This window comes from Pauljensenia sp. UMB10120, from assembly GCF_030212035.1.
GTDB classification, from domain to species: domain Bacteria; phylum Actinomycetota; class Actinomycetes; order Actinomycetales; family Actinomycetaceae; genus Pauljensenia; species Pauljensenia radingae_A.
Window position 1 is genome coordinate 207,344 of the sequence record NZ_JASODH010000001.1, and the last position, 14,385, is coordinate 221,728.

General features: G+C 59.7%; 11 protein-coding genes. 2 read left to right on the forward strand and 9 right to left on the reverse strand.

From position 1 onward, the window contains the following. Positions 1-2 precede the first annotated feature (2 nt). From QP093_RS00925 to uvrC, 7 genes are all read right to left on the reverse strand, one after another. A complete protein-coding gene (locus QP093_RS00925) occupies positions 3-1,193 on the reverse strand; it encodes a phosphoglycerate kinase (protein WP_285014105.1) in 1,191 nt (396 codons plus the stop codon). Positions 1,194-1,327: 134 nt separating this feature from the next. Continuing rightward, on the reverse strand, positions 1,328-2,335 hold the full coding sequence (gene gap / locus QP093_RS00930) for a type I glyceraldehyde-3-phosphate dehydrogenase (RefSeq protein ID WP_285014106.1): 1,008 nt from the start codon (positions 2,333-2,335) through the stop codon (positions 1,328-1,330). 191 nt (positions 2,336-2,526) lie between these two features. After that, complete coding sequence (gene whiA, locus QP093_RS00935; protein ID WP_058236668.1) at positions 2,527-3,507, reverse strand: DNA-binding protein WhiA; 981 nt, start codon at positions 3,505-3,507, stop codon at positions 2,527-2,529. A 43-nt stretch (positions 3,508-3,550) separates the two neighbouring features. Then, entirely contained in the window at positions 3,551-4,558 is a 1,008-nt protein-coding gene (locus QP093_RS00940) for a gluconeogenesis factor YvcK family protein (RefSeq protein ID WP_070727155.1), read from the reverse strand. Positions 4,559-4,560: 2 nt separating this feature from the next. After that, entirely contained in the window at positions 4,561-5,526 is a 966-nt protein-coding gene (gene rapZ, locus QP093_RS00945; RefSeq protein WP_058236666.1) for an RNase adapter RapZ, read from the reverse strand. After that, positions 5,523-6,788 carry a formate-dependent phosphoribosylglycinamide formyltransferase gene (purT, locus tag QP093_RS00950; protein ID WP_285014107.1) on the reverse strand — a complete coding sequence of 422 codons (1,266 nt, stop codon included), beginning with the start codon at positions 6,786-6,788 and terminating at the stop codon, positions 5,523-5,525. Before purT ends, rapZ begins: the two co-directional genes overlap by 4 nt. Continuing rightward, on the reverse strand, positions 6,781-8,805 hold the full coding sequence (gene uvrC / locus QP093_RS00955; protein WP_058236664.1) for an excinuclease ABC subunit UvrC: 2,025 nt from the start codon (positions 8,803-8,805) through the stop codon (positions 6,781-6,783). Before uvrC ends, purT begins: the two co-directional genes overlap by 8 nt. A 146-nt stretch (positions 8,806-8,951) precedes the next feature. Here uvrC and glnA point away from each other — a divergent pair, with 146 nt between their 5' ends. Together glnA and QP093_RS00965 are read left to right on the forward strand one after the other, a co-directional pair. Continuing rightward, complete coding sequence (glnA, locus tag QP093_RS00960) at positions 8,952-10,376, forward strand: type I glutamate--ammonia ligase (protein WP_285014108.1); 1,425 nt, start codon at positions 8,952-8,954, stop codon at positions 10,374-10,376. A gap of 151 nt (positions 10,377-10,527) precedes the next feature. After that, on the forward strand, positions 10,528-12,372 hold the full coding sequence (locus tag QP093_RS00965; RefSeq protein ID WP_285014323.1) for an AMP-dependent synthetase/ligase: 1,845 nt from the start codon (positions 10,528-10,530) through the stop codon (positions 12,370-12,372). On the opposite strand, the gene QP093_RS00970 is transcribed toward QP093_RS00965, so the two are convergent. Continuing rightward, on the reverse strand, positions 12,369-13,397 hold the full coding sequence (locus QP093_RS00970) for a Gfo/Idh/MocA family protein (RefSeq protein WP_058236662.1): 1,029 nt from the start codon (positions 13,395-13,397) through the stop codon (positions 12,369-12,371). The two genes, QP093_RS00965 and QP093_RS00970, sit on opposite strands and share 4 nt — an antisense overlap. A 1-nt stretch (position 13,398) precedes the next feature. Continuing rightward, positions 13,399-14,385 (reverse strand): Gfo/Idh/MocA family protein, encoded by a 987-nt coding sequence (locus QP093_RS00975; protein ID WP_285014109.1) that lies wholly within the window; start codon positions 14,383-14,385, stop codon positions 13,399-13,401.

Genomic DNA, 14,385 nt, shown 5'->3' on the forward strand with positions numbered 1-14,385 from the left:
TTTCAGTCCTCCAGAACTGCGATACCGGGCAGAGTCTTGCCTTCGAGGAGTTCGAGGGACGCTCCACCGCCTGTGGAAATGTGAGAGAAAGTGGATTCGTCGAATCCGAGTTGACGAACGGCTGCTGCCGAGTCGCCGCCACCGACCACCGAGAACATTGAGCCTGATGACAGTGCCTGCGCCACGGCGCGGGTGCCCCCTGCGAATGCCTCGAACTCGAATACGCCCATCGGGCCGTTCCACGCCACAGTCTTGGCCTCGGCCAGTGTCTGTGCGAACAATTCGCCGGACTTCGGTCCGATGTCCAGACCCATCTGGTCGGCGGGCATCTTGTCGGCGTCAACAACCGTTGCCGGCGCGTCAGCCTTGAATTCGGGCGCCGCAACGACGTCGACTGGGAGAACCAGCTTGACGCCGCGCTTGTCGGCCTCGTCGATGTATTCCTTGACTGTATCGATCTGATCTTCCTCGAGCAGGGACTTGCCCACCTCGTAGCCTTTCGCGGCCAGGAAGGTGAACGACATGCCACCGCCGATGAGCAGCATATCGGCCTTGGTCAGCAGATTCTCGATGACGCCGAGCTTGTCGGAGACTTTCGAGCCTCCCAGCACAACGGCGTAGGGACGCTCAGGATCGCCAGTCACGCGTGACAGGGATTCAATTTCCTTGACGACCAGGAGGCCAGCTGCGGAGGGCAGGAGTTTGGCGATGTCGTACACGGATGCCTGCTTGCGGTGGACTACGCCGAATCCGTCGGAGACGAATGCGTCGGCCAGTTCAGCCATTTCCTTGGCGAAGGCTTCGCGCTCTGCGTCGTCCTTGGAGGTTTCGCGGGGGTCGAATCGAACATTCTCCAGCAGGACGATTTCGCCGTCCTGGATCTTGTCCGCCGCTTCGTGTGCCGAGGGGCCCGTTGTGTCCTCTGCGAGGCTCACGGGGGCATCGATCAGCTCTGCCAGACGTGCGGCAACAGGCTTGAGTGAGAATTCAGGCTTCACTTCGCCTTTTGGACGACCCATGTGTGCCATGACGAGGATGCGTGCTCCTTCGTCAACAAGCTTGTTCAGTGTCGGTAGAGCTGCCCGGATACGTCCGTCGTCGGTGATTTCGCCGTCCTTGATCGGGACATTGAAGTCCGAGCGGACGAGGACGCGCTTGCCGCGCAGGTCACCCAATGTTTCTATGGTCCTCATTGAACCTCCCTTAGATTGTGCAGTGCAGCGTATGTCAAATTCGTCGATGGGGGCGGCTCGTTAAGCCACCATGGAAAAGGCGCCCGCACGCAGAGATATGCATGCGGGCGCCTCTCCTCATTCTAACGTCGTGCTCAGAGCGCGGCCGCGACCTTCGAGGTCAGGCGAACGAGGCTGTTGGAGTAGCCCCATTCGTTGTCGTACCAGGAGACAACCTTGATCTGGTTGTCAATGACCTTGGTCAGCTTCGAGTCGAAGATGGAGGTGTGGGGATCGCCGGTGATGTCGGTCGAAACCAGTTCATCCTCGGAGTACTTGAACGCTTCGGCAAATTCGCCGGTCGAGGCTGCCTTGCATGCTGCGTTCACGTCTTCGGCGGTGACGCCATCCTTCTTCGGGATGAAGGTGAGGTCGACGACGGAGCCGGTCGGAACCGGGACGCGCATTGCGTAGCCGTCCAGACGGCCCTTCAGCTGAGGAAGAACCAGGGACACGGCGCGGGCTGCACCGGTCGAGGTCGGGACGATGTTCAGAGCTGCTGCGCGGGCGCGACGCAGATCCTTGTGCGGTGCGTCGTGGATGCGCTGATCGCCGGTGTAGGCGTGCACGGTCACCATGAGGCCGCTATCGATTCCGAAAGCCTCATCGAGAACCTTGGCCAGAGGAGCAAGGCAGTTGGTGGTGCACGAGGCGTTCGACACGATGTTGTGCTTCTCGTTGTCGTAGTCGTCGCTGTTCACGCCCATGACGAATGTGGCGTCAACGTTCTTGCCAGGCGCGGAGATGATTACCTTCTTGGCACCGGCTTCGATGTGGGCCTTTGCCTTCTCACCGTCTGTAAAGAATCCGGTGGACTCGACGACGACATCTACGCCGAGGTCCTTCCACGGCAGGTTGGCCGGATCGCGCTCTTCAAGAGCAACAATCTTCTTTCCATCGACGGAGATTGACTCCTCGTCGTAGGTCACCTCTGCGTCAAGACGACCCGTGATGGAGTCAAACTTGAGCAAGTGAGCGAGGGTCTTGTTATCGGTCAGATCGTTTACTGCCACGATTTCAAAATCCGCACCCTGCTGACGAGCGGCACGGAAGAAGTTGCGGCCGATGCGGCCGAAGCCGTTGATTCCAACGCGGATGGTCACTATAGTCCTCCTGCTTGTACCCCATATAGGGGCACGTATTTCGTGCAACCGGATAGGGCTCGGTACCACAATCCAGCCCGCAGACTTCTGCGGTTCAAGCACTCTTCAATGTACACCCCATAGGCCATTTAGTCAGGGTCGAATGGCCTACAAGAAGTTTGCGTCAAGCGAACAGGCTGTTCGTGACACTTCTAATCATCGAACATTTCGAGCGTGAGTGCAGACTCAGTGTCGGGTATCCCCTGCTCGTGTGCAGCCTTATCGGCCATTGCCAGCAGTCTACGGATGCGCCCCGCCACGGCGTCCTTAGTCAAGGGTGGATCAATGTGCTTACCCAGTTCTTCCAATGAAGCCTGGCGGTATTGGATGCGCAGTTCGCCCGCCTCACGCAGATGCGGCGGCACGGAGTCGCCCAGAATCTCAAAGGCACGTCGAACCCTGGCACCTGCGGCTACTGCCGCACGAGCCGAGCGCCGAAGGTTCGCATCATCAAAGTTGGCCAGGCGGTTGGCGCTGCCTCGCGCTTCGCGACGTTCGCGGCGTTCTTTCCACACCTCAAACGTCTTGACGGCACCCATCGCATTGATGAGCGTGGAAATCGAGTCCGCCTCCCGGATGACAACCCGATCAGCTCCGCGGATTTCGCGCGACTTCCCCGTCGCTCCCAGTCGTCGTGCACACCCGACAAGGGCCATTGCCGCTTCAGGGCCGGGACAGGTCACTTCCATCGACGTTGATCGACCCGGTTCCAGCAAGGATCCTCGTGCCAGAAAGGCTCCTCGCCATCCTGCTGCTGCTTCGTCTTTTCCGGCGCTGACCAGGTGCGGCGCCAAGCCTCTGACCGGGCGTCCCAGTTGATCGACCAGTCCTGTCACGCGTGCCAGGGCGTCTGCTTCCTTGACGACGCGCACCACGTATCGGTCACCGCGACGCAGCGCACCACCTGACACGACAACGACAGATGATTCCGTACCGTACAGCGAGGTGAGGAAGGCTCGCAGGCGTCGAGCGACAAGTGGGGAATCCAGTTCAGCCTCGATGATAATTCGACCAGACACGAGGTGCAGACCTCCGGCAAATCGGAGCATCACAGCAGCCTCGGCCGCCATTGTCGATTGACGTGCAGGAACCAGGTGAGCAAGCTCCTCTTTCATGTCCATCGTTAAAGACATGATCGCCTCCTCGTGTCGTGTAGAGCGCCTTGATGACAACTGCTCATGCTAACCACGGTTCCGATCGTCCCACCTCTCCCATGAATCCATCGAATGCATCTCGCAGAGCCGCAGCCAGACGCAACGGATCATGATGGGGCTTCCCGTCGCCCGTTCGCACCTGGCGCAACATGACTCGAGCGCCCACGTCCTGCGCTGCCTGAATGAGCGTATCAATATCATCCGTGGCAGTCGGGTCGGCAATGACAACGTCCAGCTTGAGATCAGGTGCATGGTCGCGTAGGACGCGCACGTGATCGGCAGCGCTCATCGTGTCTGTTTCACCACGCTGGCGGGCCAGATTCAGGACCAGTGCCCTGTGGGCATCTGTTGTGACCAGTGCCCGGTGCAACTGTGAAACCAGCAGGTGCGGAATTAACGAGGTGTACCACGACCCTGGACCGAGCACGACCCATTCAGCTTCCTGGATGGCGTGCATTGCAGCCTCTGGGACGGGCGGATCCTCAGGGATAAGGCGCACGTGGCGCACACGTCCGGGCGCGACGGCGACGCGTGACTGGCCCCGTACCGTGTACAGCTCGCCTTCGTTTTCCATATCGGCTTCAATGTCCAGTGGAACTGATGCCATCGGCAGGACCCGGCCCTGAGCGCCCAGGAGCCGGCCGACCCATTCCAAACCCTCAACGGGGTCGCCCAGAAGCTGCCACAGGCCGGAGATAAGCAGGTTCCCAAGGGCATGGCCATTCAATGGCCCGTTGGTACGCAGACGCAGCTGCATCACATCGCGCCAGGTCAGTCCCCATTCGGTTTCCTCGCACAAACTGGCCAGAGCCATTCGCAGATCTCCTGGAGGTAGAAGATCTGTTTCAGAACGCAGACGTCCTGAAGATCCCCCATCGTCGGCTACTGTGACGATCGCTGTGAGCTGATGCGTGATGTGTCGCAGAGCCCGCAGGGTTGCGGACAGCCCGTGTCCACCCCCCAAAGCAACGACACGTGAGCCGGATTCACCGCGCTGTGCCCATCCTTCTGCATCCAGATATCCCGCCATAATCAGTCCCTGCCTATGTCGCGGTGAAGGACTCGCACCGTCAATTGGTGGCTACGGAAACGCTGAGCGATCAGTTCTGCGATCGCGACCGACCGGTGCCGACCACCTGTGCACCCGACGGCAATCGTCACGAAAGGCTTCAGCTCACTGACATAGCCCTCCATGATGGGCAGCAGCAGGTCAACATAATTCTCAGCAAATTCGCGAGCTCCGGGCTGATCGAGCACATACTGTGCGACCGGTTCGTCGCGCCCCGTCAAGTGGCGCAGCTCCCCCACCCAGTACGGGTTCTTCAGGAAGCGGACGTCCACGACATGGTCGGCATCCAGCGGCAGTCCGTACTTGAATCCGAAAGATTCAACTGTGAGCTGCAGGGGACGCTCTCCTTCCCCTGCAATGACGTCGCGGATGTGTCGCGACAGGTCATGCACTGACATAGCGGACGTATCGATCACTTCATCCGCGTGTTCGCGCAGCGGTGCCAACAACTCCATTTCACGTGTGATGCCGTCCAGTAGTGTCCCGTCCCCTTGAAGAGGGTGCGGCCTCCTGTTCGACTCATATCGGCGCACCAGTGTCGGTTCGTTGGCTTCCAGGAAAATGAGGCGGTACATGATTCCGCTGTCGCGCATCTTTTCCAGTGTGGATGTCAAGTCAGCGAAAAAGGCGCCTGAGCGCACATCTACCACGGCGGCCAGGCGGTGTACGCCCGCACCTCCGCGTGGAGACATCATGCCGACCAGTGCCGGCAGCATCGAGGGAGGCAGATTATCGACCACGTACCAGTCGAGGTCCTCTAACGCACGCGCAGCCTGAGAGCGGCCAGCACCTGAACGGCCGGTGATAATGAGGACTTCGTTCGTGTCCTCCTCCGCTTCTTCCGGCGGAGGCGTGTCACGATCTAGCAGTGGAATGCCCTGAGGAACTGTCAGCGGATCCACGTCGTCACTGTTGTGCGTTGTCGTCATGAAACTAGGATGCCATCTTCATCGGTATTTTGTGCTGAGTCATCACGTTCGACTACCGTCACTTCGCTCGCAATCGCCTGAGCACGTTCACGTGCTTCCGGCACCGAGTCGCCCCATGCCAGCGCCACCGCCAGCCTGCGGCCGGCACGCGTGGCGGATTTCGAGAAGATTCTCAAATCTCCTCCGTCACGTAGCGCGCGGGCGACACCCTCGTAACCGGCAAGGGAGAACGCTCGTGGCGCCTTCACAACTGCAGATGCTCCAGTGCGGCGCATCGTCGTGTCGACGGGCAGGCCAAGGATCGCGCGAGCATGAATGTCGAATTCAGATTGGTCCTGCGTCATCATGGTCACCATGCCGGTGTCATGTGGGCGCGGTGACAACTCGGAGAACCACACGTCGTCGCCCTGAATGAAGAACTCCACTCCAAACAGTCCCAGACATGGCTCCGCCCCGCGCTCTGCCAGAGCGCCGGTGACGGCAACAGCCATCTCCTCGGCTCGCTCACGTGCACGCGGTGAAATGTCGGCGCTTTGCCACGATTCAACGTAGTCACCGCTGACCTGCCGGTGACCGATCGGTTCACACACGCTGGTTCGAACCTCGCCTGCCTCGTCGTCCCACCACCGCACGGTGAGCAGAGTGATTTCACAGTCGAATGTCACGCCCTCCTCAACGATGACGCGCCCTGTGGTGGCCCGCGCATCGTCCTGGGCATATGTCCACGCCGATTCAGCCTCGTCAACCGATTCAACTCGCGACTGTCCATGTCCCGACGAGGACATCGTGGGTTTAATGAAGGCCGGTACGCCCGTATATTCCAGCGCGCTGCGCACCTCGTCGACACTGGATGCGAAGCGAAACTTCGATGTGCGCACCCCTGGAACAGCACTCGCCACGCTCCGTATGCGTTCGCGATCCATCGTTGCCTGCACCGCGAACGCGTTCGGAACGACGCGTGCGCTCCCAGCCTGTTCAAATTCGGCCAGCACGTGCGTGGCAATTGCTTCCAGTTCGGGCACAATCAGGTCAACGTGCACGCTGCTGAGCACGTCACGCAAAGAGTCCGGATCGCTCATGTCGATCACACGATAGTCATCCGCAACCTGCATCGCGGGAGCATGCGCATAGGCATCGACCGCAGTCACATGGGCGCCCAGGCGCTTGAGCGAAATCGTCAGTTCACGCCCCAGTTCCCCCGATCCCAGCAGCAATACCCGCGCGGGAAGCGGTGTAGGAAGGGGCGACGTCGATTCAGTCATTGCGAGTCTCCTCACGGTCAGTGCCAAGCGATTCCACAATAGTAGCGGCCAATGCTGGTCCGATACCCTGGACTTGTTCAATCTGCTCAGCGCTGGCAGCCCGCAGGCGCTTCACCGAGCCGAAATGAGCCAGCAACGCTTTTTGACGTACGGGCCCCAGTCCCTCAATTCCGTCCAGGACAGACCGCGTCTGCGCTTTCGTGCGTCGACGCCGATGGTGCGTAATCGCAAAACGGTGAGATTCATCGCGCAAATACTGCAGCAAATACAGAGCAGCCGAGGTGCGAGGCAAAATCAGTGGAAACTCATCACCAGGCACCCACACCTCCTCCAGACGTTTGGCCAGTCCTACAACCGGCAGGTCAACCCCCACCCCCGTTAAAGCCTTTTCGGCCGCGTTCACCTGCGCCAGTGCGCCGTCAACCACCACAAGATCCGGCCGGTAGGAAAATCGACGAGGGCGTCCCGTGTGCGGATCGATCGGTCCAGTAGCGAACTCCACACCATCATCGTCTTCACCTTCGATGCCGGCCTCTTCCGCCAGCAGGCGGGTGAAGCGCCGCTGCAATACCTGCGTCATTGCCGCCGTATCGTCAGGCGGTGTGCCGTCGGAGCGCGGTCGGATGTTGAACGTGCGGTAGTCCGACTTACGCGGGGCACCATCTTCAAATACCACCATCGAAGCAACCTGCTGCTGGCCGGCTGTGTGGGAAATGTCGTAGCACTCGATACGCAGCGGTGCTGCTTCCAGGCCGAGGTTCTCAGCCAGTTCTTCGAGCGCCCGGGACCGCTGGGTGAGGTCACTGGCACGTTTCGTGCGGTGAAGAACCAGCGACTGCTGCGCGTTTTCCTGCACCGTTTTCATCAAGGAAGCCGCGGTTCCGCGCTGAGGCACACGCACACGCACACGCGCACCGCGCAACGTGGTGAGCCACTTCTCCAGGGCGTCGCGATCCGCAGGCTCCACTGACACCAGAACTTCCCGGGGAAGCGTTGATGTCGGAGTATGTGCCACATCGTCCACGGATCGAGCTTCAGCCTGGCCGCGCGGCCGCCCTCGTAAAGGCTGTTCGGCGCGAGGAACGTCTCCGTAGACTTGCTCGAGCAGAGCGCTCATCAGATCTGCCTCGCTCGCATCGTCGACGCGGTCCACTACCCACCCGCGTGTGCCTCGTACGCGACCTCCCCTCACGTGGAAGACATACACGGCAGCGTCCAGTTCATCACACGCCAGGGCGAATACGTCAGCGTCGGTTCCGTCCTCGAGGACCATCGTGTTACGCTCCAGCACCGTCGTTATGGCTTTCAAATCGTCACGCAGCCTAGCGGCTTTCTCAAAGTCGAGTTCGGCGGCAGCCTGCTTCATCTGCGCCTCAAGGGAGCGAATGACTGGCGCAGCCTTGCCCTGCATGAACTCGCACAGGTTCTGCGCAAGTTCGCGATGAGCGTCGGCACTGATGCGCCCGGCACACGGCGCAGAGCATTTGCCAATATCGCCCAGCAGACACGGCCTGCACTGCGCCTGGTAGCGTTTGAAGACACCAGGTGAACATGTTCTGACAGGGAAAACTCGCAGCAGCATGTCGATGGTTTCGCGGATCGCCCACACTTGCGTGTAGGGGCCAAAATAGCGTGTGCCTTTTCTGCGTGACTGCCGCGTGATATGGACGCGCGGAAACTTTTCTGACATCGTCACCGCAAGGTACGGATAGGACTTGTCATCGCGATACATCACGTTGAATCGCGGGTCGAATTCCTTGATCCACGTGAATTCCAGGGAGAGCGCCTCGATCTCGTTGGACACAACTGTCCACTGCACGCTGGCAGCTGTTGCAACCATGTGGCGGGTGCGCGGGTGCAGAACCTGAGGATCCTGAAAATAGTTGGTCAGCCGGTTGCGAAGGTTTTTCGCTTTACCGACATAGATGACGCGGCCCTGGTCGTCACGAAATCGGTACACTCCCGGCTGCGTGGGAATGTCGCTCGTCCGAGGGCGCCACTGATCCAACTTCGCCATTCCTTTAGCCTAGCTTCCGGCAGCGACGGCGCCAATTGAACGGCACGACGCAGGACGGACGCGATGTGAGTGCGGGCGTTCAAATGAGTACACTCAGACATGGCGACTGCCGTGATCTCATGAATCGACCCGGAAGGGGCACACGAATGTTCACCAGCGAGAAAGAAATAGTCGACTTCATCACGCGTGAAGAGATTGAATTCATCGATGTACGCTACTGCGATCTTTTCGGCATTCAGCAACACATGATTGTTCCTCCCAATGAGTTCATCGACGGCGCGTTGTCAGACGGCCTGATGTTCGACGGTTCATCTGTGCGCGGCTTTTCCGCGATTCACGAGTCCGATATGAAGCTCGTCCCCGACATCACCACCGCCTACGTCGACCCTTTCCGCGCTGCCAAGACACTGGTCGTCGTCTTTTCGGTCGTTGATCCGTTCACCTCTGAACCGTTCTCCCGCGATCCGCGGCAGGTGGCGCAAAAAGCTGAGGCCTACCTGAAGTCGACCGGCATTGCCGATACGTGCTTCATCGGCGCTGAAGCCGAGTTCTACATGTTTGACAGCGTGCAGTACAAAGTCGAGCCTCACCACAGCATGTTCCGACTGGACAGCGATGATGCCTACTGGAACACCGCGCGCAACGAGGACGGCATGAACCTGGGCTACAAGACGCCACTGAAAGGCGGGTACGCGCCGGTTTCCCCGATAGATATGTTTGCTGACGTTCGTGACCACATGACACACAATCTTGCTGAAGCGGGCCTCGTCATTGAGCGCGCGCACCACGAGGTCGGTGCAGGCGGCCAGCATGAGATCAACTACCGTTTTGCGCCTCTGTGTCAGGCCGCCGACGACATGATGAAGTTCAAGTACATTGTGCGCAACTCCGCGTGGGAATGCGGCAAGACCGCCACGTTCATGCCTAAGCCGCTCTTCGGTGACAACGGCTCTGGCATGCACACCCACCTGTCCCTGTGGAAAGACGGCGACCCGCTGTTCTATGACGAACGAGGATATGGTTCTCTGTCCGACCTGGCGCGCTGGTTCATCGGAGGCCTGTTGGAGCACGCGCCCGCCCTGCTCGCCTTTACGAACCCGTCGATTAACTCCTACCGTCGACTCATGCCGGGCTTCGAAGCGCCGGTCAACCTCGTTTATTCGGCGCGCAACAGGTCGGCGTGTATCCGAATTCCCGTGTCAGGAACCTCACCAAAGGCCAAGCGCGTCGAGTACCGCGTACCTGACCCGTCAGCGAACCCGTACCTGTCCTTCTCGGCGTGCCTGATGGCCGGCCTGGACGGTATTCGCAACCGCGTGGAGCCTGCCGCCCCCATCGATAAGGATCTGTACGACCTGCCTCCGCAGGAATACACCGATATCGCCAAGCTGCCTCACTCTCTTGAAGCGGCGTTGGATCACCTGCGTGCCGATTCAGACTTCCTGACAGAAAACGACGTCTTTACGCAGGATTTGATTGACACGTGGATTGAGTACAAGACCACCAACGAGATCGCGCCGATGCGTGCTTACCCGCACCCGGCAGAGTTCGACATGTACTTCAACGTGTAAGGTGCTCGCTCACCTGCGGTAAGCTTGTCTGAAACATAGATGATGGCCGCCCCGTCGTCCATCATGACTGTCCACGTGAAAGGGAATCACAATGCCTGACCGAGATCAGACCGTATATCGAGCTGACCTCACCCAGCCGGTGGATCCATTGATGACGATTCCAGCAATGCTGCGCAAGCGTGCCGACGAGTTCCCCTTTGATGTCGTGGTTGAAGATCGCTCCTCGGTGGGCGCAATGCTTCCCATCACCGCGTCTGACTTGCTGGATCGCGTCGAGGTAATCGCACGAGGTTTTCTTGCGTGGGGTCTGGAGGCCGGTGAACGGGTGGCGATTTTGTCTCCCACCAGTTTTGACTGGCTGGTCCTTGACCTGGCAGTGATGACTGTGGGCGGCGTAGTTGTGCCCATCTACGAATCGGATTCAACCGCACAGATCGAGCGCATCCTCACCGATGCCCATATCCGACACGTCATCACGGCAACCGTGCAGCAGGCGGATCTGGTGGAAACTGTTCGCCCCGAATGCGTCGAGTCGATCCATTCCCTCGATCGCGGAGCAATGCGTAACCTGGCGCGCGCGGCGGGCCGCATCGTGCCGGACAAGGTTGAGGAGCGTTTCCGCGATGTACGTGGTGATTCTCTGGCCACTCTGGTCTACACGTCGGGCACGACCGGCACCCCGAAAGGTGTCGAGCTGACGCATCACAACTTCGTCGGCACGACGCTGGGTCTGGGGCAAGTCCTGCCGCAGTACCAGTACAACGAGAACTCACGCCTCCTGTTGTTCCTCCCAGTCGCGCACGTCCTGGCGCGCCTGGTCATGCATGCCTTCGTGGCCGGCCGAGGGCGACTTGCTTTCTCACCAAACATCAAGAACCTGCTTCCCGACATTCAGGCCTTTAAACCATCGATCCTTCTGGCGGTGCCTCGCGTCCTTGAAAAGGTTTACAGCGCGGCGTCAGCAAAGGCGGCGAAGGGCACAAAGCTGCGTATCTTCCAGTGGTCGGCCAAACAGTCTCGCCTGTATGCACGTGCAGAGCGCTCGGAAACAAGCACTCCCCTGTCGCTGAGACTCAATCATGGGATCGCGACGGCTTTGGCGTTGCGCAAGATCCAGGCGGCATTGGGTCCCAATATTGAGCTGATTATTTCCGGTGGCGCGCCCCTGGCACCGGAACTTGCTGAGTTCTTCTCAGGCCTCGATCTCACGTTGGTTCAGGGCTACGGGCTGACCGAGACAACCGGCCCGATCGCCGTGCAGCATGCCGATTACACGCCGTTTAACACGGTCGGCAGTGTTGTTCCCGGAAACGAAATCAAGATCTCCGAGCACGGTGAAATTCTGGTGCGCGGCGTATCTGTTTCAACCGGCTATCACAGCTTGCCTGATGAGACTGCTGAATCGTTTGAGGATGGGTGGTTCCACACGGGCGATCTAGGAACGATTGACCCGCACACTGGTCACCTGTCGATTACGGGGCGCCGCAAGGAACTCCTGGTAACGGCCGGTGGCAAGAACGTGTCGCCCGAGGTACTCGAAGAACAGCTTCAGACACATCCGCTGATCGGACATGTGATCGTAGTGGGCGATAATCGGCCCTACATTGGTGCACTCATCACCCTCGATTCAGATATGCTCGCCAACTGGCTGGTCGCACATAATCTGCCAGTTGTTGATCCCTCGGTTGCAATGCGCATGCCGGAAGTCCAGCATTCTTTGCAGCGGGCCATCGACAGAGCCAACCGCGCTGTTTCGCGAGCCGAGTCGATTCGTCGCTTCCGCCTCGTCGACACCGTGTTTACCGTTGAGGACGGGTACCTGACCCCCTCGTTGAAACTTCGTCGCTCGAAAGTGCTGAAGGATTACGCACAGGAAGTTGATGCCCTGTACGAGGAAGGCCTGGCCGAGCGTAATGCGACTGTACGTGCACGTCAGCCGCACGCGAGACCTGCGTCCACGGTGAGCAGGAAACTGCGGTCCTGGCTGCGGCGCTAGTTGAGGTGGACTACCGCACCCCTGCGTGCCGATTGCTGTGCTGCCAGCATGATGTCCAGTGACCGGATAGCCGATGCTGCGTCCGGCTGAGGTGTGTGACCGGTGCGCACAGCGTCAGTGAACGTGCGCAGCATGACGCCATCCATATCTTCACCGTATCCCAGCCATGCGGCTTGCCCACAGACGGCACCAGACACCCGCGCATCCAAGGGGGCGAAACGCGCGGTACCTCTTGTGCCGATAATGTCGAGGGCAAGGCCACCCCATGTTGGCGCCGCTTCCGGCATGCTCCATGAACAGTCAATTGTGCCGACCAGACCTGACGGATAGCGCACCGTGACGAGTCCGCTGGTCTCTACATGAACGTCGGGATTATCTGCGCCCAGAATCCGGTTATCGGCAGCCCACACGGATGATGCCTGTTCACCGTCGAGCAGCATGTCCAGAATGTCAGCGATGTGGACGACATGGTCGACGAGGGCACCGCCACCGGCCTGATCCGGATCAGTGAACCAGGTGCGGCCACCACTGGGGATTTTCCCGTTATTCGAGCCGGCGAAGCCCACCAGATCGCCCAACTGGCCGTGATCAACTCGCGTCTTGAGTTCTCGGCACGCTGTTGAAAAACGCACCGGATAAGCGGTCATCAGGAAGACTCCTGCCTGACGGCATGCATCCCACATGGCGACAGCATCGTCATGACTGGTGGCGATCGGTTTCTCACACAGGACGTGATATCCACGCTCAGCCGCCCATTCGACCATGCGCCTGTGTTCGGTATTTTCGGAGCAGACGATCACTGCGTCTGGCCCCCATTGCTCTAACTCCTCACACGTGTCGACGTAGGGCACACCGAGCGCGCGGGCTCCTTTTCTGCCGCGCCATGCAGGGCTGGGGCGTCCTGCCCTGTGTGAATCCGGGTCGGTGCACATCAATTCGACGCCGTCCATGCCCATGAGGGCTGTGGCGTATCCCTCGGCATGCATGTGTGCGAACGACAACAATCCGATACGTATGGTTTTCATCTCACAACTCCACTACCGCATCGCGATGGGCTGACAGGCGAACCGCGTCTGCCAGCTTCAGCGCTTCGACCGCGTCTTCTGCACTCACCCTCGGCGTTGAGCCGGTGGACATGGACTCCATGAACTCGCTCAGTTCTGCGTAGTAGGGGTCGGCCGGGGATCCTGATGTGGTCGGCAGCATTGATACGTCAGTTGGTGCGTCGCTGCGGACCTGCAGAGGTGGGTGAGCTGTTGAATCGTGCTCCAGACACCCGTCGGTTCCCGCAACATAGAATGAAGTGCGAAATGGTGTGCCCACCGGCCCCCACGTCGCGCGCACATTCGAGATCGCTTCGTCCTCATGACGCAATGTCGCCTGAGCAACGCTCACGCGCCGTCCATCGGGAGCAGTGGCATGGCGCAGTGTTGCATACACGCTGCGTACCTCTCCCAGCACCCATCGGGCAATATCAAGGTCATGGATCATGAGATCATCGACAATTCCACCGGATTTTTCCTCGTCAGCGAACCACGAGGCCCATTGCGGGAACGTGCCGGTCCGGTTCAGACGTGCTACCGCCGGGCGGCCGATATATCCGCTGGAGACGGCATCGTGGAGGGTGGCATATTCCGGGAAATACCGCACGACATGCGCGACGTACAGTGCGTTGTCGCGTGCGCGTGACAATTCAAGCAGCTGCTGTGCTGTCGGCGCGTCCAGTGCCAGCGGTTTTTCACAGATGACCTGGCGCCCGGCGTCCAGACCGGCGCGCACAGCTTCCTCGTGTGCGTATGTTGGTGTCAGGACATCGATCACCTGGGATTGTGCGACCAGGTTCTCGAGCGTGTCAACGACGCGTCCGGTGGAGAACTCCGCGCACAGCTCGTTGGCGTCTTCCTTCGAATAGACGAGGATGTCAACGCCGAGTGACCGCCACGCTGACATGTGGGATCGCGCAATGCCGCCAGCTCCGACCAAACCTACTGTTATGCGCCGGTCACCACTCAT